General features: G+C 68.1%; 14 protein-coding genes. 6 read left to right on the top strand and 8 right to left on the bottom strand.

Annotated features, from left to right (window positions below; translation table 11 throughout):
* Positions 1-15 precede the first annotated feature (15 nt).
* From YM304_RS04760 to YM304_RS04740, 5 genes are all read right to left on the bottom strand, one after another.
* A complete protein-coding gene (locus tag YM304_RS04760; RefSeq protein ID WP_015440510.1) occupies positions 16-4,596 on the bottom strand; it encodes a DEAD/DEAH box helicase in 4,581 nt (1,526 codons plus the stop codon).
* Positions 4,597-4,683: 87 nt separating this feature from the next.
* Entirely contained in the window at positions 4,684-6,432 is a 1,749-nt protein-coding gene (locus YM304_RS22015; protein ID WP_015440509.1) for a hypothetical protein, read from the bottom strand.
* Positions 6,429-6,965, bottom strand: coding sequence for an RNA polymerase sigma factor (locus tag YM304_RS04750; protein ID WP_015440508.1), 537 nt, complete (start codon positions 6,963-6,965; stop codon positions 6,429-6,431). Before YM304_RS04750 ends, YM304_RS22015 begins: the two co-directional genes overlap by 4 nt.
* 193 nt (positions 6,966-7,158) lie before the next feature.
* Positions 7,159-9,528, bottom strand: a complete 2,370-nt coding sequence (locus tag YM304_RS22010; RefSeq protein ID WP_015440507.1) for an HD-GYP domain-containing protein — start codon at positions 9,526-9,528, stop codon at positions 7,159-7,161.
* Between the two features lie 208 nt (positions 9,529-9,736).
* Entirely contained in the window at positions 9,737-11,377 is a 1,641-nt protein-coding gene (locus YM304_RS04740; RefSeq protein ID WP_015440506.1) for an ABC-F family ATP-binding cassette domain-containing protein, read from the bottom strand.
* 275 nt (positions 11,378-11,652) lie between these two features.
* On the opposite strand from YM304_RS04740, the gene YM304_RS04735 reads away from it, so the two are divergent.
* Positions 11,653-13,428: a DEAD/DEAH box helicase gene (locus tag YM304_RS04735; RefSeq protein WP_015440505.1), complete on the top strand. Its 1,776-nt coding sequence runs from the start codon at positions 11,653-11,655 to the stop codon at positions 13,426-13,428.
* 90 nt (positions 13,429-13,518) lie between these two features.
* On the opposite strand, the gene YM304_RS04730 is transcribed toward YM304_RS04735, so the two are convergent.
* Complete coding sequence (locus YM304_RS04730; protein ID WP_015440504.1) at positions 13,519-14,931, bottom strand: LCP family protein; 1,413 nt, start codon at positions 14,929-14,931, stop codon at positions 13,519-13,521.
* Between the two features lie 126 nt (positions 14,932-15,057).
* On the opposite strand from YM304_RS04730, the gene YM304_RS04725 reads away from it, so the two are divergent.
* The 3 genes from YM304_RS04725 (at position 15,058) to YM304_RS04715 (ending at position 17,671) form a co-directional block, all read left to right on the top strand.
* On the top strand, positions 15,058-15,717 hold the full coding sequence (locus tag YM304_RS04725) for a metal-dependent transcriptional regulator (RefSeq protein ID WP_015440503.1): 660 nt from the start codon (positions 15,058-15,060) through the stop codon (positions 15,715-15,717).
* Positions 15,718-15,816: 99 nt separating this feature from the next.
* Entirely contained in the window at positions 15,817-16,323 is a 507-nt protein-coding gene (locus YM304_RS04720) for a hypothetical protein (protein WP_015440502.1), read from the top strand.
* Positions 16,324-16,387: 64 nt separating this feature from the next.
* On the top strand, positions 16,388-17,671 hold the full coding sequence (locus tag YM304_RS04715) for a hypothetical protein (protein ID WP_015440501.1): 1,284 nt from the start codon (positions 16,388-16,390) through the stop codon (positions 17,669-17,671).
* Here YM304_RS04715 and YM304_RS04710 read toward each other — a convergent pair.
* The gene (locus YM304_RS04710; protein ID WP_015440500.1) at positions 17,659-18,144 is read right to left on the bottom strand and encodes a pyridoxamine 5'-phosphate oxidase family protein; all 486 of its coding nucleotides are present in this window, start codon (positions 18,142-18,144) and stop codon (positions 17,659-17,661) included. The genes YM304_RS04715 and YM304_RS04710 overlap by 13 nt on opposite strands.
* A 229-nt stretch (positions 18,145-18,373) precedes the next feature.
* Between YM304_RS04710 and YM304_RS22005 the strand changes: the two genes are divergently transcribed.
* A complete protein-coding gene (locus YM304_RS22005; RefSeq protein ID WP_015440499.1) occupies positions 18,374-18,982 on the top strand; it encodes a helix-turn-helix domain-containing protein in 609 nt (202 codons plus the stop codon).
* A complete protein-coding gene (locus YM304_RS22000; protein WP_015440498.1) occupies positions 18,979-19,716 on the top strand; it encodes a hypothetical protein in 738 nt (245 codons plus the stop codon). The genes YM304_RS22005 and YM304_RS22000 overlap by 4 nt, the downstream gene beginning before the upstream one ends.
* Positions 19,717-19,742: 26 nt before the next feature.
* Here YM304_RS22000 and YM304_RS04695 read toward each other — a convergent pair whose 3' ends face one another.
* Positions 19,743-21,890: a HelD family protein gene (locus YM304_RS04695; RefSeq protein WP_015440497.1), complete on the bottom strand. Its 2,148-nt coding sequence runs from the start codon at positions 21,888-21,890 to the stop codon at positions 19,743-19,745.
* Between the last annotated feature and the right edge of the window lie 33 nt (positions 21,891-21,923).

Below are 21,923 nucleotides of genomic sequence, written 5' to 3'. Positions count from 1 at the left end.
GCGAACCTAGTGCTGCTACGAGCGGTGGGTCATGCCGCGGTAGCCGTCGGCGAACCCGGCGGTGCGCAGCAACTCCACGAACCCTTCCGGTGCGTCGGCGCCGGTGAGCGGCTCACCGTCGACCTTGCGGATCTCGATCGACTTGGCGCGTCCGTCTCGAACGAGGCCCATCAGCGCCGTCGCCCACGACGTGTCGATCAGCGTGTCGGGGAACGTGACGAGGTGATGCGCTCGACGATCGAACCACGCCAGCAGCTTTCCGGCGCGCAACACGACGAGCGACGACGCGCTCCGGGCCGGACGCCCGGTGGTGGTCGGCCACGGGAGCGTGCCGCCGTACGGGTTGGCCGGGTCGGTCGACGCCAGGACGATCGGGTCGGGCTGATCGTCGGGATGGAAGATCGGGTCGGGCGTGTCGCGGGCCGAGCGCAGCCGATCGACCGCGCCCGGGATCGCGAACTGGGCAGCACCCAACCCGTCGACGAAGTAGCCGCGGCGAACCTGCCCGCGTTCTTCGAGCACCTTGAGCACGCCGTACACGTTGGTGAATCCACCGGCGATGCCTTCGGCGAGCACACCTTCACGCGTGACCACGCCGTAGCGCTCGATGAGTTGCAGCGCTTGCGCGTGCGCCGCCTCGGTCGGGTGCGGTGCCGGTTCGAGCAGCGGAGCGACGAGGCTCCAGCGGCCCTGACCGGCGGGCGGTCCGATGCGGTTGAGCCGACCGGGACGTGGGCGCACACCCGCCCTCGACTTCCGCGTCGTCGAGCCACCCGACTTGACCTTGGCGCCGGCCACCACGGCGCGCAGCGGAGCGAGCGAGTCGTTGGTGACCTCGCCGGCCCACACGAGGTCCCAGAGCGCGGCGAGCAACTCGTCGTCGGTCGAACCGGGCGCGGCCGACCGCAACTGGTTCCAGAAGCTGGCGCCGCGCTCGGCGAGCAGCTCGCGGATGGCGTCGTGCAGCGCGCCGTCCGGGCGCTCTCGATCTTCCCAACCTGGAGCGAGCATCGGGAGTTGATCGGCGAAGGTGAGCCGAACTCGACCGTCTTTCGCCCCGACCGCGCCCGCACCGATCCAGATGACCTCACCGGCGGTGCACAACTCGTCGAGCATCGACGGCCGGTACGCCGCCACTCGCGACGGCAAGACGTCGGACTCGATCGTCGAGGCGACCAATGCCGCGCCCGACAACACGCCGAGCGCTTCGACCAACGCTTCGATGCCGCGGCGCTGCGCCGGGATGTTGTGCCACGCCGGCAGGAACCGTGCGAGCGCCTCCTGCTCGACCGGCTCGACCTCCTTGCGCAGCGACGCGAGTGAGCGTCGGCGCAACTGGCGGAGCACGTCGACCTCGCAGAACTCGCGAGACACGCCTTCGGGGCGGAATTCGCCGATGACGAGCCGCTCCTCCCCTTCGAGGGCGGCCAGTGCTCCGGCGATCCGCTCGGTCGGAGCGTCGAACCGGCGGGCGACGTCGGCAGCGAGGAAGGGGCCGTGCGTTCGGGCGTAGCGACCGACGAGTTCTTCGAGCGGGCGAGCGACCGGGTCGGTGAACGCCATCGGCAGCCCGACCGGAATCGCACAGCCGAGCGCGTCGCGATAGCGGGCGGCGTCTTCGGCCGCGATGTAGCGGACTTCGCCACCGACCCCGATCTCGATGGCCCGCTTCTCGTCGAGGAGTTGTCGCAGCGCTGCGGCGGCATCGACCTCGTCGTCGACGCATCGCAGGTCGATCTCGGCGGTGGTGAGGTCGCCGACCTTGCGCAGCACGTCGTGCAGTTCGTCGGCCGAGCGGGCACGTCGGTACCCGGTGAGGCACTGCAGTTCGAGCTCGACGTCGGCGAGCACGTCGGGATCGAGCAGGTCACGCAACTCCTCGGCGCCGAGCAGATCGCGCAACAGGTCACGGTCGAGCGCCAGTGCGGCCGCCCGACGCTCGGCGAGCGGGGCGTCGCCTTCGTACATGTAGGCGGCGATCCAGTTGAACAACAGACTCGACGCCATCGGGCTCGCCTTGCCCGTGTCGACGGTGACCACGCGAATCGCCCGCGACCGCAACAGCCCGAGCACCTCGCGCAGCGCCGGCACGTCGAACACGTCTTGCAGACACTCGCGGGATGCTTCGAGCAGGATCGGGAACGTCGGGAACTTCGATGCCACGGCGAGCAGGTCGGCCGCGCGCTGGCGCTGCTGCCAGAGCGGCGTTCGCCGATCGGGTCGCCGCCTCGGCAACAGCAGGGCGCGGCCGGCACACTCGCGGAACCGAGCGGAGAACAGAGCGGTCTGCGGCAGCGTCGACACCACGAGTTCGTCGATGTCTTCCGGGTCGATCAGCAGCGACTCGACCGGCAGTTCGTCGGCCGACTCGGGCAGCCGGATGACGATGCCATCGTCGCCCCACATCGTCTCGACCGGAATGTCGAAGCGATCCATGAGCTGCCGCTCGATCGCCATCGCCCACGGCGCGTGCACCGGCGTGCCAAACGGGCTGAGCAGACAGATGCGCCAGTCGCCGATCTCGTCCTGGAACCGCTCGACGACGATCGTCTTGTCGTCGGGAACCGCCCCGGTCGCCTCGACCTGCTCGTCGAGATACTGCACCAGATTGTGCGCCGCGAACGCGTCGAGCGAGTAGTGCTCCATCAGTCGGGCGACGCCCGGATGCGGACCATCGGCGACACCCGTTTCGTCGTCGACGGCGTGTCCGACACCGAGGTCGCGGATCTCGCGGATGAAGGCGCCGAGGGCTCGCCCCAGTTCGAGCGGGCGACCCGGACGGTCGCCGTGCCAGAACGGCATCTTGCCGGGCTGGCCCGGGGCCGGCGACACGGTGACGCGCTGGAAGGTGATGTCTTCGATGCGCCACGTCGACGCCCCGAGCACGAAGGTCTCACCCGGCCGCGACTCGTACACCATCTCCTCGTCGAGCTCGCCGACGCGAGTTCCGTCGGGCAGGAACACGCCGAACAACCCACGGTCGGGAATCGTCCCGCCCGACGTGACGGCGAGCCGCTTCGACCCGTCGCGAGCACGAAGCGTGTTGTTGACGCGATCCCAGACGATGCGCGGCCGCAGCTCGGAGAACTCCTCGCTCGGGTACCGGCCCGCCAGCAGATCGAGCACGTTGTTGAGCAGCTCGTCGGAGATCTCGGCGAAGTTCGCGCAGCGTCGGACGAGCGACGTGACCTCGTCGACCGAGCACTCCTCGACCGCCGCCACGTGCGCCACGATCTGCTGCGCCAGGACGTCGAGCGGGTTGCGGAGGAACCGGCTCGATTCGATCTGACCATCGATCATCCGCCGGGTGACGACCGCCGCTTCGAGCAGGTCGCCGCGGTGCTTCGGGAAGATCGATCCACGCGACGGCTCACCGACCTGGTGGCCGGCGCGGCCGACACGCTGCATGCCTCGGCTGACCGCGCCGGGCGACTCGACCTGGATGACGAGGTCGACCGCGCCCATGTCGATGCCGAGTTCGAGCGACGACGTCGCCACGATCGCTCGGAGTTCGCCGCGCTTGAGTTGGTCTTCGATCACCACGCGCTGTTCGCGAGCGAGCGACCCGTGGTGCGCTTTGACCAACTCCTCGACCATCGCCCCCGTCTCGGGGTCGACGATGCCCGGCACACCTTCTTCGACGGCCAACTCGTTCAGTTTCGCCGCGAGTCGCTCGGCCGAGCGACGGGCGTTGCAGAAGATGATCGTCGACCGGTTGGCCAGGATGCGCGTGAGGATCTCGGGGTAGATGCTCGGCCAGATCGACGTGCGCCGCTCGGTGAGCGCTGCGGTCGCCGGGCCGGAGACCAGTTCGGTCTTGACCTGGCCGAGCGTCGACATGTCTTCGATCGGGATGACGACCTCGATCTCCATGTCTTTGCGAATGCCCGCGTCGATGATGGTGACCGGACGGAGCGTGCCGGGTTGCCCATCGTGGCCGGGGGTCTCGTAGCCACCGAGGAACTCGGCGATCTCTTCCAACGGCCGCTGGGTTGCCGACAGCCCGATGCGCTGCGGCGGCTTCTCGGTCACCTCGTCGAGCCGTTCGAGCGTGAGCGCCAGATGCGCCCCGCGCTTGGTGGTGGCCATGGCGTGGATCTCGTCGATGATCACCGTCTCGACGCCCACGAGCGTTTCGCGGGCCTTCGACGTGAGCATGAGATACAACGACTCGGGCGTGGTGATCAGCAGGTCGGGCGGGCGCCGAACCAGCTTCTGTCGGTCGTTCGACGGCGTGTCGCCGGTGCGCATGCCGACCTCGGGAGCCACGAACGGTTCGCCCAGTCGTTCGGCCGCCAACTCGATGCCTTTGAGCGGTGCGCGCAGGTTCTTCTCGATGTCGAAGGCCAGCGCGCGCAACGGCGAGATGTAGAGCACGCGGGTGCGGTGCGACCGCTCCTCGGGCCGCGGCGTGGTCGTGAGCCGGTCGATCGAGGCGAGGAACGACGTGAGCGTCTTGCCCGACCCGGTGGGTGCGCAGATGAGCGTGTGTTCGCCGTTGGCGATGTGCGGCCAGCCCTTGACCTGCGCGGGAGTGGGCGACGGAAACGACGACGCGAACCAAGCACGCACGGCCGGCGAAAATGCCTCGAGCACCGAGTGATCAGCGATGTGTCAAGGCTATCGACATCAGCCGCCGAGTGCGAACGCTCGTTCGCTCAGCGCAGCGACAGGGGTCACCGCTCAGATGCAGAACTCGACCGAGTAGTCCTGGTGGCCGCGGCCCGGTTGACATCGCCAGCCGTAGGTTCCCGACACGAACCGCCACAACCCGTCGCCGACGTCTCGTTCGAGTCGGATCACGAGTTGCGTGCTCTCGGTGGAGTCGTCGAGCAACCCCGACGTGGTGATCGTGAGCTCCGACGTCGCCTCGTCGAACTGGATGTCGACACGCTCGTTCGGACCGCTCCACGGCGACAGCTGCAGGCCGAGCAGGATCGGATCGACAGCCCAACGCGGCTGATTCGCCGCGATGTGATCGTTCAAACCGGGCGCCGAGGAGGTGCCGGCGTCGATGTCGACCTCGGGTTGCCCGGGCCAACCGCCGGTGCCGACCTGCTCGAGGGAGCGACGGACGAAACCGTCGCCGTCGGCCACGACGACGGTGCCAGCAGGCTCGATCAACCAGATCTCGGCCCCCTCGTCGAGCAGGTACACATCGGCCGGGTCGATGCCGTACTGCGGCCAGTCCGTCTCGAAGTCGACGACGAACGACCGGCCGAACTGCATCGAGTAGATGCTCATCACGGCACCGCCATCGGCGGCGGCCGCCAGCCACGGCATGCCGCGGGGGAACGACGCCACCGTCGGCAGTCGGAATTCGGTCTCGTCACCCGACGAGTCGATCCGCACCAACTCGTTGCCGGCGTCACCGAGGTCGAGGCGGAACACCGGGGCGTCGGACTCGATCGGTGAACCGTTGCGATCGACGTAGCCGAGCACGGTCGCGTCGGCCGATGGCCGCGTCAGGTCGGGTCCGCAGCACCCGACGACTGCCAGGCCGGTGCGGGTGGGGACGAGGTCGCTGTCGCCCGACCCGTCGAGCCCCTGCCAGCGCTCGACGACCGAACCGGCGGACGGCCCGCTCAGCGCCACGGCGATGAGGTCGCGCATCACGTCACCTGCACCGACAGCGAAGTACGACAGGTACGCCACGTCATCGGGACCGACGTGCTCGACGACCACTGCCGCACCGATCTCCGAATCGGGATACGGGTCGGCGAACTCCTGGTCGACCTGCACCTCGGCGAGGAGTGCGTCGCCGAGCGTGGTGTAGGTGCGCAGCGTGTTGTCGGTCGGGTCGAACGCAACGATGCGGCCATCCTCGGTCGAGTCGAGTTGCGTGCACACGTTGACCTCGACACAGTTGCGCGGGATCGCCAACCGGGCCGGGTCGACGGAGGCTGGCGCAACCGTGGTGGTCGGCACCACGGTCGTGGTCGGCAACACCGCCGTCGTGGTCGGCAGCACGGTGGTCGTGGACTCGTCCTCGCCGTCGACCCCCACCGAAGGAGTCGTGGTCGGCACGACCGTCGTCGACGCGGCCGGTGCCGTCTGCTCGACCGTCGTCGTGGCGGCAATCGTCGTGACGACCGGCGATGCCGGGGCGTCGAGAGACGATGCCGGAGGAAGCGAGTCGCCGACCGCAGTGCGTGTGTCGTCGGAACGACCGTTGACCACGACGAGGCCCCCGATCAACAACGCCACGACCGACGCGGCAGCGCCGATCATCCAGGCGGTCGCTCGGCGATCACGTCGCGCGGCGAGGTCGTCGACCGGCAGCGGCGGCAGTGACTCGGCGTCGCCGACAGCGATGCGATCGCGGACCGACGCGAGTGCCTGCTCGGTGTCGGCGTCGGTCACCGAGCGTTCGAACGAGTCGAACGCTGCCATGGCGACGCCGCGCAGTTGATCGTCGTCACGTTCCTTCACGATTCGGCTCCCTTGTAGCGAGCCGCGGCGTCGGGCAGCGTCGCCTCGAGCCGCCGCCGCAACGTGGATCGCGCCTTCGACAGCGCGGATTTCACGGTGCCCGTGGCGACGTTCATGATCTCGGCGACGTCGGCGACCGATTGATCTTCGGCGTAGTAGAGGGTGGCGACGAGTCGCTGCTGCGCTGTGAGCGAGGCGGTGAGGTCGGCCCAGCGTTCGCCGACCGCGAGGTCGGCCACTTCGTCCCGGGTTCCGTCGGCAGCCGACTCCGCCCGTGACCCCAGCCGTTCGACCGCTGCGATCTCCGACGATCGAGTTCGGTGATGGTCGATGAGCAGGTTGCCCATCACGCGACGGCACCACGCCAGCGGAGAGTCGTACGACGCGAGGCGATCGCGATGGTTGTACGCCCGTAGCAGCGTCTCCTGTGCGAGGTCTTGAGCGATCGACCGATCGACCGACGTGGCCATGCCCATGGCGACGAGACGCGGATAGCTCGTCCGGAAGAACTCGTCGTAGTCGTCATCGGTCACTGGCGGTTTCCGTCCTCACACGTGCTTACACGGATCAGCGGGCCGACGGGTTGCCCGGTTGTCTGGCATCGCCACGATCGAACCGTACGCCGCCGGCGCGTGCCCCGTGACGCGACGAGGCCCGGCCTCGACAGACGGGTATCGAGACCGGGCCGAGTCGCGAGCGTGCGAACACGCCGCGCTCTTCGACGAACTAGTCGTCGTCGGAAATCAGGAGCTGGGAGGGATAGGTCTGCGTGCCGAAGGCGAGCCACGCATCGCTGTCGGACGAGTCGAGCACGGCGACGCGGACTTCCAAGCGGCTGCCGATGCCGATGCTGGTGTCGATGTCGCCGAAGTGGAGCTTCTTCTTCTTGAAGCGGTCGGCATCGTCGAAGTTCATCACGTCGGAGCCGAGCAGCGAGCAGGATCCGATGAGTGGGCAGCGGTAGAGGCCGGCCTCAACGTCGAGGTCGACATCGGCGAAGTCTTTCGCTGCGGCGTACAGGTCGAGATGGACATCGCCGTCGATCGACATCGGCGACAGCAACGACGCCGTGAAGCGGAGCACCTTCGTCGGGTTCGATCCGGTGATTCCGGCTGCGCTCCGAGCGATCAGCGAGCCTGCTGCGCTGTCGCGATCGGTGTCGTAGTTCGGCAGCGCGATGTCGGGCGGCGCCTGACTCCGCAACGTGTGATAAGCGAGCGCCGGAATGTCGAGCACGCTGTCGCCGCCGAGGTACAGGCGTACCGCGTCGTCATCGTCATCGTCATCGTCATCATCGTCGTCGGGGACGGTGGTCGTCGTCGTGGTCGTCGTGGTGGTGGTCGTGGTGGTGGTGGTGGTGGTTGCCGGCAGCGTCGTCGTGGTCGTGGTCGTCGTGGTGGCCGCAGGCACCGTCGTGGTCGTGGTGGTTCCGGTCGATGCCGGGGCCTCGGTGGTCGTGGTGGTGGCGCCGGCGGGAGCGACCGTGGTCGTCGCGGTCGAGCCGACGATGGTGGTCGTCGTGCTCCCGGACGCGGCGGTCGGCACGGTCGTCGTGGCACTGGCGCCCGACGTGGGCGCAACCGTCGTCGTCGGCCGCACCGTCGTGGTGGTGGTCGCAGCGTCGGCCGCAGGAACGGTCGCGCGAGGTGCCGACGGTGCCTGCGCGGCGTCTCCGACCGGCAGCGTGGTGCTCGGCGGCGGGATCACGACGCGTCCGGTGCCGCGACCGAATGCATCGGCTGCCGCTTCGGTCTCCGACGGGACGAAGCGCTCCGACTCGAGGTCGAACAGCGTCTTCGAGGGCGCTTCCAACGGAGCGACGCTGTCGACGGTGGTGACGACCGGTTCGGGTTCGAACGCCACGAGATCGTGTTGCTGCTCGGGAGCGGCTGCGGCGATTCCGGCGGTGCTCGCTGCGACGCTGACCGTCACCGCTGCTGCGGTGCTGAACACACCCGATGAACCAGCGGCGACCGCCGTGGTGCCGGCGGCGCCGACCGTCGATGCCGAGCCCGAAGCGATGGCCGAGGTCGACGATGCCGCGGTCGACGCGCCAGAACCCGAACCGACGGAGCCGGTCGCCTGACCGGCGTGGACGACGCCGGTCGGCTCGAAGAGCGCGAGTTGGGCGAACCACGCGAGCGGGCCGTTCATCAGACGGAGACGGCCGAGCGAGATGTTGAGGAACGACCGGACGACGACCGGGTCGAACTGCGTTCCCGAGCACTTGGCCAACTCGGCGCGAGCCGCAGCGGCCGCCATCGGCTTCTTGTACGAACGCGCCGACGTCATCACGTCGTACGAGTCGGCGACCGACACGATCCGGGCGGCGATCGAGATGTCGGTTCCGGCCAGGCCGCTCGGATAGCCCTTGCCGTCGAAGCGCTCGTGGTGCTCCCATACGGCGCGCAGCGAGTCGCCGAGCCAGTCGGCGAGCGGCTCGACGAGCGCCCGGCCTTCGGTCGGGTGAGTCTTGATCGTCTCGAACTCTTCGTCGGTGAGCCGGCCGGGCTTGTTCAAGATGTCGGTCGAGATCGCCGTCTTGCCGACGTCGTGCAGGAGCCCGGCCCAACGAATCTTGTCGAGTTCGGTCTCGGTGAGGCCCATCTCGTCACCGATGAGGTGGGTGTACGCACGGACCCGCTCGGAGTGTCCGCGGGTGAGGCGATCGTGCTGGCTGAGCAGACCGACGAGTTCGAGCAGACGTTCGGCTGCCTCGGCGGGCGTCTCGTCCGCTCGACTGGTGCGGGCATCGTCGATCTTCTTGCGCAGTTGGTTGGTCGTGCCGGTTCGCATCGCGATGCGGAATCGTGACGGTGCCTGATCGGGGAACAGGAGCGTCAACTTCAGGAGCGTCGAGAGCGGCAACAGGCGGCGAGCGAGCCGATCGATGACCGTCATCGCGATCGTCGAGGCCACGACGATGCCGAGCCAGCGGGTGATCCGCATCGAGGTCGTCTCGGCGAGCGGGAGCTGCGTCGACAGGACGAAGGCGACGACCATCGCCGTGATGAACGGAACGACGAAGATGGCGACGCGGATCGCGGCGGCGATCGCCGGGTGTCCCTTCCATCGTTGTTCGTTCGTGTCCGCCATGGCTGCTTTCCGTCCTCGGATGCACCGACCTGTCGTCTGGTGCACTGCCGCGAAGCAACACTAAAGACGCGAAAGCGCCACGGCTAGTGGCTAAACGACCTCTTGACGTGATCTTGCGGCAGTTCGACCGCCACTGGCCCCGAATCACCACCGACGGCCAACCTCCGCCACCGCGCGTGAGGGTCGAAATCGCGCCCCCTCCGGGCTGTCAGCGCTCGATCACGGTCCCGTCGACGACCTCGATCGTGCGAGTGAAGCGCACCGTGTCGAGCAGTTCGCGATCGTGAGTCACCAGCAGCAGCGTCCCGGCGTACGCGTCGAGCGCCACCTCGAGCTGCTCGATGGCTTCGAGGTCGAGATGGTTGGTCGGTTCGTCGAGGACGAGCAGGTTGGCGCCGTTGGCCATCAGCATCGCCATCGAGGCCCGCGTCCGCTCACCGGGCGACAGGGTCGAACCCGGTCGACCGAGTTGCTCGGGCCCGAGGCGGAACTTCGCCAGCAACTGCCGCGCATCGGCGACGAGCATCTGCGTCGATCGGACGAATCCGGCGAGCAGATCGTCGTCGCCGACGAACGCGTCGCGGGCCTGCTCGATCTCACCGACCACCACGCTTGCTCCGGTCGACGCTCGCCCCGACGTCGGCGCGACGCGCCCGAGCAGGAGGTCGATGAGCGTCGACTTGCCGGCCCCGTTCGGGCCGGTGATCGCCACGCGGTCTCCCCATCCGAGATCGAAGTCGACCGGCCCGAACACGAAGCCGGGCCGCTCGACGACCGCCTGCTGCAACCAGCCGACCGCATCGCCACTGCGACCGGCGGTCGGAATGTCGAGGTGCAGTTCCCACGGCGTGCGAGGTTCCTCCACTGCGCCCGTGCGATCGAGCCGCTCGACGGCCCGTTCGGTACGTGCCGCACGACCCGCCAACTGTTCGGTCTGATTCAGTTGATGATGGCGAATGTGCTTGTCGGTCTCGCCCGAGCGACGCAACCGGCCCCGCCCCTTGGCCGACCACTCTCGCTCGCGTTGCCCGCGGTCGAGGAGGGTCTGGCGTTTCGAGGCGTACTCGTCGTAGCGGTCCTGTGCGCGCTGGCGAGCCAACGCCCGCTCGGCCAGGAACGCCGCCCAGCCGCCGTTGAAGCGCTCGACACGGTGGTCGTGATGGTCGATCTCGAGCACCCCGGTGACCGTTCGATCGAGGAACGCCCGATCGTGGCTGACGACCAGGACCGGCGCGTCGACCCCCAGCACCCAGCGCTCCAGACGTTCGAGGCCGTCGAGATCGAGATCGTTCGTGGGCTCGTCGAGCAGGAACACGTCGAAGCGCGACAGCAACAGCGACGCCAGGGCCACGCGCGCCGCTTCACCGCCCGACAGCGACGACATCGGCTGGTCGTGCAAGCGCTCGTCGAGGCCGAGCTCGACCCAGGTCTCGGCGACCCGGCTCTCGAAGTCGGCGGCGCCGAGCGCCAGCCAACGTTCGAGGGCCACGCTGTAGTCGTCGGCCGCACCGGCCGCGTCGTTCCCGAAAGCTTCGGTGGTGCGGTCGAGTTCGCGCTGCGCAGCCGACACTCCGGTGCGACGGGCGAGGTACTCGTCGACCGGCTCGTCGGTCCGATCGGGTTCCTGCGCGAGGTAGCCGATCGCCGCGGTCGGCGGCATCGCCTCGACCGATCCGGCATCGAGATCGACCTGCCCGGCGAGCGCTCGCAGCAGCGTCGACTTGCCGATGCCGTTCGGCCCGACCACGCCGAGCCGGTCACCGGGAGACAGCGTGAGGTCGACCGATTCGAGCACCGAGAGCGGTCCCCGATTGACGGTGAGATTGCGAGAGATGAGTGAAGCGGTCACGAGGACTCCGTTGAGCGAGACGGCCGATGCGGGCCGAGAAACGGGCAGAAACGGGCAGCCGCAGCGTCGGCGCGGCCGGTCGAGATCGGCGCAGGCCCCATGCAGTCGGGCTGGTGTCGCGGCCGTCTCGGTCGTCAGTGCTGCTTCATGGGACTCGACAGTAGTCTCGACTGCCCGCCGTCGAACACTGGATTGTGCAGCACCGACGACGCCGACCCCCTCTCCGCCATCTCGAACCGACCCTTCCCGCCCGAACCCTTCACGACCCTCCCTTCATGTCGACGATCACCCTCCGCCCGTGGCAGCGCGCCGCGTTCGACCTGTTCATGAACGGTGCGCGGGCCGGAGGCGATGCGGTGCGACCCGACGGCAGCGCCGAGGTGGCCCCCGACTTCCTCGCCGTGGCGACGCCCGGTGCCGGAAAGACCACGTTCGCGCTCACCTGCGCCCGGGCCGTGCTCGCCGAGAAGAACCGACCGCTCGTCATCGTCGCCCCGACGAGCCACCTCAAGATCCAGTGGGCGCAGGCGGCGCATCGCCTCGGCCTCGAAGTCGACCCGTTCTGGTCGCCCAACGACGGCCTCGCCAAAGACGTCCACGGCCTGGTCACCACGTATCAGCAGATCGCCACCGGCACCGCGGCCAAGAAGCTGGCCGGGCTCGCCCACGACGGATTCGTCATCCTCGACGAGGTCCACCACGCCGGCACCGAACGGGCCTGGGGCGACGGCATCCGCAAGGCGTTCGCGCCCGCCTACCGTCGGCTCTCGCTCTCGGGCACCCCGTTCCGCAGCGACGCCGCGCAGATCCCGTTCGTCCGCTACGACGCCACCGGCGAAGGCGACCTGGCCCACGCCGACTTCACCTACGGCTACGCCGACGCACTGCGCGACGGCGGCGTCGTGCGGCCCGTCTACTTCCCTCGCGTCGACGGTGAGATGGAGTGGACCACGGCATCGGGCGACGTGATGTCGGCCAACTTCCAAGACGAACTGACCAAAGACCAGGCGTCGATGCGACTGCGCACCGCGTTGAGCCTCGAAGGCGAGTGGATGCCCGCCGTGCTCTCCAAAGCGGTCGAACAGCTCCGCACGATCCGCACGTCACCGGCATCGCAAGGCGGACAGCCCGACGCCGGCGGCCTCGTCATCGCCATGGACCAGGAACACGCGCAGGGCATCGCCCGCCTGTTGCGCGACCGGTTCTCGGTGCCCGCCGACGTGGTCGTGAGCGACGATCCCGGCGCGTCGAAGAAGATCGAGCAGTTCTCGAAGAACGATCGCCCATGGCTCGTGTCGGTGCGGATGGTGTCGGAAGGCGTCGACATTCCGCGACTGCGTGTCGGCGTGTTCTCGTCCACCACGTCCACCGAACTGTTCTTCCGGCAGGCGATCGGCCGTTTCGTCCGCTGGCAGGCCGGGCGCACCAGCCAGAAGGCGTACGTCTACATTCCCGACGATCCCCGGCTCCGTGGCCACGCGTTCTCGATCGCCGAAGCCCGTCGCCACGTGCTCCGTCCGCCCGGCGCGGAGAAGGACGACGACGACTTCCAGGAAGACGGCGGCCTGGAGAAGCAGGTCCACGAAGACGACGCCGAGCAACTCGCGCTGTTCACCGTGGTCGGCTCGTACGCCACGGGTATCTCGATGCACACGGTCAACGCCGACGGCGGCGTCGTGGCCAGCGAAGGCGACGACACGTTCGTGCCCACGTTCGAGCTCGATCCGCCGCGCTTCGACGACGAGCCCGACCCGCCCGAACCGTTCTTCTCCGACGACCCGGCACTGGGCGTCGAACTCGAGGAGATCCCCACCGAGGCCGGTTTCGTGCCGTCGGGGTCGATGAGCGTCGGCGAACGCAAGGACGACCTGCGTACACGCAACGCTCAGGTGGCCAAGCGCCTCGTCGACATCACCGGCTGGAACCACGCCAAGGTGCAGGCCGAGATGAACCGACTCGCCGGCGTGTCACGCGTGGCCTCGGCCACCAACGAACAACTCGCCCGCCGCCTCCGCTACAGCGAATCCTGGCTCCGCAAACTCTCCCGCTGACCCAACCTGGTTATTTCCATCCCGGATGGAAATAACCAGGTTGCTCGAAGCTGGTGACGCGGCTCCCGGAGCGATGTCATCAACTTGCGGTCAGGTGGCGTAGCCGGAGGGCTGGCCGGCGATGACGGCGGCCTGCACCGAGTTGACGATGTCGCGGATCTGGGCGTAGTCGGGGTTGCCCGGCGTGATCAGCGGCGGGGCGAGGCCGACCGATTCGCTGATCGCCGAGTTGTCGCCGAGGCGATCGAGCAGGTCGTTGAACTCACCCGACGACAGCGAGGTGCGCATCGAGTCGTCGAGCGCGCCGGTCACGCTGCCGAAGGCTCCGAGCGCGTCGGTCGCCGACACCTGCGAGCCGAGCGCCGCCATGAGCTGACGCTGACGACCCATGCGCTGATAGTCGGAGTCGGCCGAGCGCGACCGGGCGTAGGCGATGGCGAGCGCACCGTCCATCTCGACGACGCCCGGACCGATCGAGGTCGGCAACTCGCGTTCGCCCGGAAGGCTCGGCGGCAGCGGCACGCTCTGTGCGAGTTCGAGGGTGACGCCGCCGACCGCGTCGATCACCTCGGTGAAGCCCTGCATGTTGACCAGCGCGAAGTCGTCGATCTCGACGTCGAGCGAGTAGCCGAGTGCTTCGACCAGTGCAATCGCCTCCGGCTGCAGACCGCTCGCTCCGTAGTACTCGACCAGTGCCGGGTCGGAGTTGACGTGGGTGAACAGCGCGTTGGCGAGATCGTCGAAGCCGTTGGGGAACTCGGCGGCGAGGGGCGATCCCGGCGGGAACTGCAGCGAGGTGAGGTTGCGCGGGATCGAGGTGAGCGCCACGCGGCCCGAGGCTTCGTGCACGGTCACGAGCATCATCGTGTCGGTGCGCATCCCCCACCGCCCGGGGCCGGCGTCGCCGCCCATGATGAGGACGTTCTTCACCGCCGACGGATCGACGGGGGCCGACGAGGTCGACGTGGCCGAGCCGTCGGGGCTGAACAGCGGATCGGAACTCTCGGAGGCGAACACACCGCCGAGCGCCGAGCGAGCCGAGTTGACGTCGCTCACACCGGCGAGCACCGGGAGGCTTCCGGCCACGACGACGGCGGCAGCGATCGAGGTCTTGAGCCAGATGCCGGCCGTGTGGCGGAAGCGGGCGGCGATCTCACCGATGGCGATGAAACGGGTGATCACTGCGAGCAGGCCGACGATCATGGCGGCGAGCAGGAAGGTGGGGTCGAGCGCGAAGCCGACGAGTTCGCTGCGGTTGACGTAGATCAGCGCCAGCAGCACGATCGGCAGCACGACGCCGAGGCCGAGGAGGCCGATGGCGACGAACGGCGCCCGGCGAAGGGCGGCGCTGCCAGGCAGCACGATCGACGCGGCGAGTTGCGCGCTGATTCCGGCCGAGGTCGTCGGCCGTTCGGTGGGTTCGGATGCGTCTCGTTCGGCATCCCAATCGTTCTCGAGACGGCGCAAGCCGTCGAAGACTCCAAGGTCACGGTCGTCGATCACGGCCAAGAAACTACGGCCTCCAGCGACCCGATCCTCGTCAACCGCAATAACTATTTACAGACGATTTCGCAGGTGTTGTCAGAGCACCTGGCGACAGGGCGGAGCGGTAGAGATACACTGCCGTTCATGCCCGCCGCCGGAGAACATCACCCAGCCTTCGAGGAGTACTGCGAATGCATCTTCGAGCTGCGGGAAGACGATCTCGACGTCATCCAAGCTCGCATCGCCGAACGCCTCCAGGTGAGCCGCCCGGCGGTCAGCGAGATGATGAAGCGCCTCGAAGCCGAGGGCCTCATCACGTCCGATGACGGCATCCGCCTGACCGACACCGGCCGCAAGCTGGCCGAGTCGGTCGTGCGCCGCCACCGTCTCGCCGAGCGCTTCCTCACCGACATCTTGAAGCTGTCGTGGGCTGAAGCGCACCACGAGGCCGGCAAGTGGGAACACGTCATCAGCGATTCGGTCGAAACGGCGATGATCGACCTCCTCGGCGACCCCACCACGTGCCCGCACGGCAACCCGATTCCGGGCAGCCAGTACGTGGCGCCCGACTCCGAACCGCTCGCCAGCGTCGCAGTCGGCCACGAGTTCACCGTGCGCCGCATCACCGAAGAACTCGAGTTCGAACCCGGCCTGCTCGAGTTTCTCGAGGAGTCGTCGATCCAGCCCGGCGAGCGCGGCACGGTCACCGCGTCGTCGCCCGACGGCACGCTCACCATCGAGATCGACGGACGCCACGTCGGCGTCGGCTCGTTCGCGAGCGAGCGCATCCTCGTCACCGGCTGACCGCGTTTCACCGTGCCGTCGGGCACCGTCGCGAACGTTTCACGAACCACTCGGCGTGATGCCACCACTCTCGGCCCGGCAGCGGGCAGACTCAGCGGCATGAGCGGTCACTCCCCCGAACTCCGTCGCCCGATGCTGGTGCTTGCAGCGATCGTGCTCGGCCTGTCCGCGTGCGGCACCACGACCACCGACGATCCGAACGTCCTCGACGAGGCCGACCTCACGGGCGGTGAGGGGCGCGAGATCGCCGACGACGACGTCACTCCCCTCGACGGCGAGAAGATCGTCGATCCCGATGCACCAGCGACGACGGTCGCGATCGAGGGAACGGCCGGTGAACTGCTGCCGGAGATCGGCATCGACATGAGCCGCCTGAGTTCGGAGATCGCCGCCGAGGGCGACGAAGACGAGACGATCGCCCGCATCGAAGGGGCCTGGGCGGCAATCCGCAGCGAGATCGAAGCCGATCGACCCGAACTTCTCAACGGCATCCAAGCCACCGTCGACATGGCCCGGACCGCAGTCGATGCGAACCGTCCGGCCGATGCCGACAAGGCGTTCAGCCTGCTGACCGATCTCATCGATCAGTTCACCGGCGACGGCTGAGCTGGCCCCTCCCGTCCACGCCGCTGACGTGGCGGACGCCCCCCGCTGAGGCAGACTTGCCCGGATGATTCGGCAGGTGGCATCGGTGATCTGCGCGGCCGCGGCGATGGCCGGAGCGATCGCCACGAGTGCGACCGCCGCACCCGAACCGACTCCGGAGCCGTTGACCGAGTCGCTTCCACCGGGCGTGGTCGGGTTCGAGGTGGAGCACGAGTCGTTGCTCGCTCCCGACATCTGCCTGCCCGACACGACACCGGCGTCGCTCGACACGCTCTTCTTCTCCGAACCGGCGAGCATCATCGGCGCCGACTATCCGCGCACGCTGCCGCTCCCGTCGGGCGAGGTGCTGTGGACGTTCCAAGACGCCAAGATGCGCCTCCCCAACGGCGGCATCCGGGTGCTGCACAACATCGGGATGGTGCAGCACGCCAACTGTTTCACCCTGCTGCGCAGCGGGACGACGTCGAACCCGAGGTCGTGGCTGTTCGCCGACCAGACGACGCCGATGGTCACCTGGCACTGGCCGCTCGACGCGGCGATGGGGACCGACGGCAACGTGTACGTGTACGTCGCCGAGATGCGCGAGATCCCGCTCCCGGAGCCCGACCCCGATGATCCCGACGCTCCCCCGCCGGGCGACGGCTACCTCGACTTCACGGTGCCCGTCGCCACCCGTGTTGCCCGGGTAAACCCCGAGACGTGGAACGTCGAGTGGTACGGCACGGCGTACGACGTGTCGGCCGATCTGTACGGGTTCTCGATCGAGTCCGACGCCGAGTGGACCTACTTCTTCGCCCAGTGCCACCGACAGTTCGGGTTCGACCCGTACATCTTCGGTGTCCTCGCTCACGACCGGTCGTGTTCCGATCGGGTCACCGTGGCCCGCGTGCCGCGCGGGCAACTGTTCGAGCCGTACCGGTACTGGAACGGTCTCGAGTGGGTGCTCGACAAGTCGCAGGCCGTGCCGATCATCGATCAGTCGGGTCGTTTCGCCAGCCCGACACAGTTCCTGTTCCGCAACAATCACTGGACGGCGGTGACGAAGCTCGACGACTGGTGGGGTGACGAGATCGTGGTCGAGCAGGCCCGCCGTCCGACGGGTCCGTTCGACGAGATCGCTCGGTTCCGGGCGCAGCCGAAGTGCGATGTGGACTGCAACACATACTTCGCGTCGTGGGCCGATGGACAGAATGACGAGGTCGGCGACGCCCCGTTGACTGTGTCGTTGTCACACAATCGCTGGGACGGCACCGCCACGTCGTTCTACCGGCCGACGTTCTTCCACATCGATGCCCCGCCCGACATCGCCGCGTCAGCCGATCGGTGCGTGCTGGGTCACTGCGACTGACGCCAGGTCAGCACGTCGCCGGTGCCGCTCAGCAGCATCGTGCCGGGGAACACCCGCAGCCACGTCGGTCGGAGTTCGAGCACCGCGAAGCCGGGGGCGTCGGGGTCGGTCCATCCCGGAATCAGCGTCGGGTCGAAGCCGACGGGTTCGGGTCCGTTGAGGAACCGATCCCACACGGCGTGTCGCCCCTCGGAGGATTCGACCCATCGACTGTCGCAGTCGGCGGTGCACGTGTCGTGCTCGGGGCTCCAGTAGGTGAGGCTCAGGCGCGATTCGTGTGCGAGGTCGTCGGTCTTCGGCGACCCGGGAAAGGTGCCGAACCAGCCGACGAGTTCACTGCCGTCCCACTCCCAGATGGGGTGGACGATGCGTGATCGCGGTTGCCCCGTGCTGCTGACGGTGGCGGCGGTGGCCCACACGATGCGGTGGGCCATCTCGACGAATGCGGGAGCGGTGGTGCTGAGTTCGTTCATGCGTGTCTCCTCGTGTTGCGTGCAACCCGGGATCGGGCGTGCGGTCGGAAAAGGACGACTCAGATGATCATGCCGAACAACGTAGCTCGCCCGAAATCAGCGATTCCACCGCATTTCGGAAAGGGAACTTGAACTCCGGCTGTCAGCGTGGACAGAGGAACCGGGAGCACCATCGACACCGGTCAAATAATACGTTGCATATCTAACGTATTATTCGTACCTTGTCGGTATGGCTCCGCTCAGTGTCGATCAGGCCGCCGAAGCACTCGGCGTGTCCCACGTTCAGGTGGGCCGGCTCATCGACGCTGGCGAACTGGATGCAGAGCGTTTCGGTCGCAGCTGGGCCATCGACGCCGACTCGTTACACCGATATCGCATCCTGCGGCCACAACGAGGCCGCCCCCTCGCCGAACGTGCCGCCTGGGCAAAGGTGCTCGACGCTGAGCCGCCCAACGACGTCGACGAGGCCATCGACCTCGCTCGTCTCGTGCGCCGACGAAGCCGCAACGAGCGGGTCCGCATACTGCCCGCCCTCGACGGCCGCATCGACCACGACCAGCGTGTTCGCCACGGCGGCGCGCACGCCGCCATCCATCACGGTGCTGGAATCGGCCGGACGGTACAGCGCGATCTCTACATCAGCGCTCAGGACGCCGCGGCGTTCCGCTCCGAGTTTCACGCTGATCCGAACGCGGGTGACCCGAATGTCGTACTTCGCATCGTCGATGACCTCACCGACATCGACCGCCGTTTCATGCCACCGATCGTTGCCGTGCTCGATCTGCTCGATGCCGCCGACACACGCGCTGCCGCCGAGGCGCTCCGCGTCGTCCGATGACCACCGTCGACTTCAGCCGACTCCACCCTGCTGGCCTTGCCACGTGGACGGCGATCGGCCGCTTGGTCGCCTCGACCGACACTCAGGCGTGGGCGGTCGTCGGCGGCCAGATGGCGGCCATCCACGCAACCATCTGGGGCGTCGATGTACCCCGGGCGACCGACGACGGCGACATCGTGGTCGACGTCCGCTCGCACACCCGCGCTGCGCTGCGAAACGTCGCTGATGCGCTCGTTGCCGACGGCTTCGGCTCGGAACAGTCGTCTGAGGGGATCGTCCGCTTCGTCAAGGGCGACGCCAAGATCGATCTCCTCGCACCCGACGGGCTCGGGCGGGGTCCGGTCGAGACCGGGAAGGGACGTGTCGTGCAGGCGCCCGGTGCCACCCAGGCGGTCAAACGTGCGGAGCCTGTCATCGTCGAACTCGCGACGGCGCGGTTCGAAGTCCGCACTCCGAATCTGCTGGGTGCGATCATCGCAAAGTCAGCTGCAGCGACCGAGGTGATCTCCGCCTCCCGTTTCGACAAGCAGAAACACGAGCGCGATCTCGCGACGCTCCTCATGTGCGCAGCGCGAGATTCGTCGCTGGAGCAATGGGCCGAGGCCATGACGAAGAAGGATCGAAAGCGCCTGACCGCTGCTCGTCGAGCATTCCACGACGCCGCGCACCCTTGCTGGTCCGACGGCGCCAACCGGAGCGATCTCGAGGCCGTGCTCTCGCTGCTTCTCGGTTGAGTCGATCGAGGCCGGCTAATGCGAGCTCAGCGCATCGGGGCTGGGAGGTCGTCGGCGTGGACGACCGTGAGGCGTTGCGTCGAGCGGGTGAGCGCGACGTAGAGCGCTCGCATACCGTGTTCGATGTCGGACACGATGCGGCTCGGCTCGACCACGATGACGCCGTCGAGTTCGAGCCCCTTGACCACGCTCACCGGCACGAGGGTGACGCCGGCATCGAGGCCCGTTCGCGTCGCCGTGCCGTGGTTGACACCAGCAGCGGTCAGCGCCTCGGAGATGTCGAGCAGCATGCCGTCGGGCGCCACCACACCGAGGCTCGCGCCGGGGATCGCCTCGGCCATCAGTTCGACCTCGCGACGAACCGTGTCGGGCAGCTCCGCGAGCGACGGGGCGCGCACGATCGACGGGCCGACGTCACCGACGCGCACCGACTCGGGCGCTCGCAGGCCCGGCGTGGCGGCCGCCATGACCTTGGTGGCGAGCTCCATGATCTGGCCGGGGATGCGGTAGCCGACCGACAGGCCGATGACCCGCGGTGGCTTGCGATCGGGCAGGTACTGCAGCACGTCGTCCCAGCCGTCGGGCGCGAGTGCTCCGGTGGCCTGGGCGATGTCGCCGACGATCGTCATCGAACCGCTGAGCGAACGACGCGTGGCCATCTTCAACTGCATCGGCGTGAGGTCTTGCACCTCGTCGATCACGATGTGTCCGTACGTGCGGATCTCGTCGAACTCGTCGAGCTTGCCACCCTTGCCCGGCTTGGGGCCGAGCACGTCGAACGCGTCGTCGAGCAGCGCGACGTCGGCGAGCGTCCAGCGGACGTCGTCGACCGATGCCGACCGCGGCCGGAACAGCAACAGCGCCTCCGTCTCCGACATGACGCCGCGAGCGGCGAGCTTGAGGAGCGCCTTCGATCCGAACAGGTCGTGGAGCAATTGCGCCGGGGTGAGCACCGGCCACATCCGGTCGAGCACTTCACGCATCTCGAGCGTGCCGCGGAACGCGTCCTTGATCTGGCGCGGCCCGACCTCGGCATCGCGTGACGAGGCGGCGAACGCGGCGTAGACCTCGTTCTCGACGTAGCGACGGCCGGCGTTGTGCCGCTTGAAACGGCGACGCGCGTTCTTGACGATGCGGGCGCTCTCCTGTGCCCGCAGACGGATGTACTCGGCGCCGAACGGTAAGACGACGTCGTCTTTGAGCGGGCGGCGGCGATCGGCGACCGCGTTGTCGATGAGGTCCGACATGCGATCCTCACCCTTGAGGCGCGCCGTGTCGGGCGAATCGTCTCCCTCGTCTCCGGGTCGCAGGTACTGCACACCGCGGACGAGATCGGCGAGCACGACCTGCTCGACGCCGGCCTCGCCGAGCGACGGGAGCACCCGTTCGATGTAGCGCAGGAAGACACGGTTCGGCCCGATGACGAGCACGCCCTGGTCTTCGAGCGGGAACCGGTGGGTGTAGAGCAGGTAGGCGGCACGGTGCAGCGCCACGACCGTCTTGCCCGTACCCGGGCCACCCTGCACGACGAGCACACCGTGCTGCGGCGAGCGGATGATCTCGTCTTGCTCACCCTGGATGGTGGCGACGATGTCGCCGAGCGTGCCGGTGCGTCCACGTTCGAGCGAGGCGAGCAGCGTCGAGTAGCCGCGCAGCCCCGAGTCGGCCGAGACCACACCGCCGGAGCCGCCGTCGAGTCCGTCGTCGTGGCCGACGCCGAGGTGGCCGGCGCCGAACAACTCGTCTTCGATGCCGAGCAGGTTGCGACCCTCGATCGAGAAGTGGCGCCGACGAGCGAGCCCCATCGGGTCGCGGCCGGTCGCCCGGTAGAACGGCTCGGCGACGGGCGCACGCCAGTCGATCACGACGGGTTCACGCTCTTCGTCGGCGACGGCGAGTCGGCCGATGTGGAACGACTCGAACTGATCGGGTGACTCGGCGACCCGGTCGATCCGACCGAACACCAGCGACGCATCGCCGAGGTCGAGGTCTTCGAGTCGCCGCACGACGGCGCCGTCGAACGCGTTGCGTTCGAAGCGCGCCTGGAACGTGCCGCCCATGTCGGCTTCGTTCATGTCGCGGATCTTGAACGCAGCCAGGCGGCTGGTTTCCAAGCACTCGTACGCGTGATCGATGTACGCCTGCTCGTCTGCGAAGTCGGGGTGCTGCGTCATGGGCGCAGAAATGCTATCGGCGTGGCTGCACAA

The organism is Ilumatobacter coccineus YM16-304 (assembly GCF_000348785.1).
Classification (GTDB): domain Bacteria; phylum Actinomycetota; class Acidimicrobiia; order Acidimicrobiales; family Ilumatobacteraceae; genus Ilumatobacter_A; species Ilumatobacter_A coccineus.
This window is presented reverse-complemented; position numbering and strand designations above follow the sequence as displayed.

Excerpts from the sequence above, each read along its gene's own strand:
- YM304_RS04725 (WP_015440503.1), top strand. The coding sequence starts at position 15,058 with ATGCCCGCCGCCGGAGAACATCACCCAGCCTTCGAGGAGTACTGCGAA.
- YM304_RS04715 (WP_015440501.1), top strand. The coding sequence starts at position 16,388 with ATGATTCGGCAGGTGGCATCGGTGATCTGCGCGGCCGCGGCGATGGCC.
- YM304_RS22000 (WP_015440498.1), top strand. The coding sequence starts at position 18,979 with ATGACCACCGTCGACTTCAGCCGACTCCACCCTGCTGGCCTTGCCACG.
- YM304_RS04735 (WP_015440505.1), top strand. The coding sequence starts at position 11,653 with ATGTCGACGATCACCCTCCGCCCGTGGCAGCGCGCCGCGTTCGACCTG.
- YM304_RS04710 (WP_015440500.1), bottom strand. The coding sequence starts at position 18,144 with ATGAACGAACTCAGCACCACCGCTCCCGCATTCGTCGAGATGGCCCAC.
- YM304_RS04695 (WP_015440497.1), bottom strand. The coding sequence starts at position 21,890 with ATGACGCAGCACCCCGACTTCGCAGACGAGCAGGCGTACATCGATCAC.
- YM304_RS22005 (WP_015440499.1), top strand. The coding sequence starts at position 18,374 with ATGGCTCCGCTCAGTGTCGATCAGGCCGCCGAAGCACTCGGCGTGTCC.
- YM304_RS22010 (WP_015440507.1), bottom strand. The coding sequence starts at position 9,528 with ATGGCGGACACGAACGAACAACGATGGAAGGGACACCCGGCGATCGCC.
- YM304_RS04720 (WP_015440502.1), top strand. The coding sequence starts at position 15,817 with ATGAGCGGTCACTCCCCCGAACTCCGTCGCCCGATGCTGGTGCTTGCA.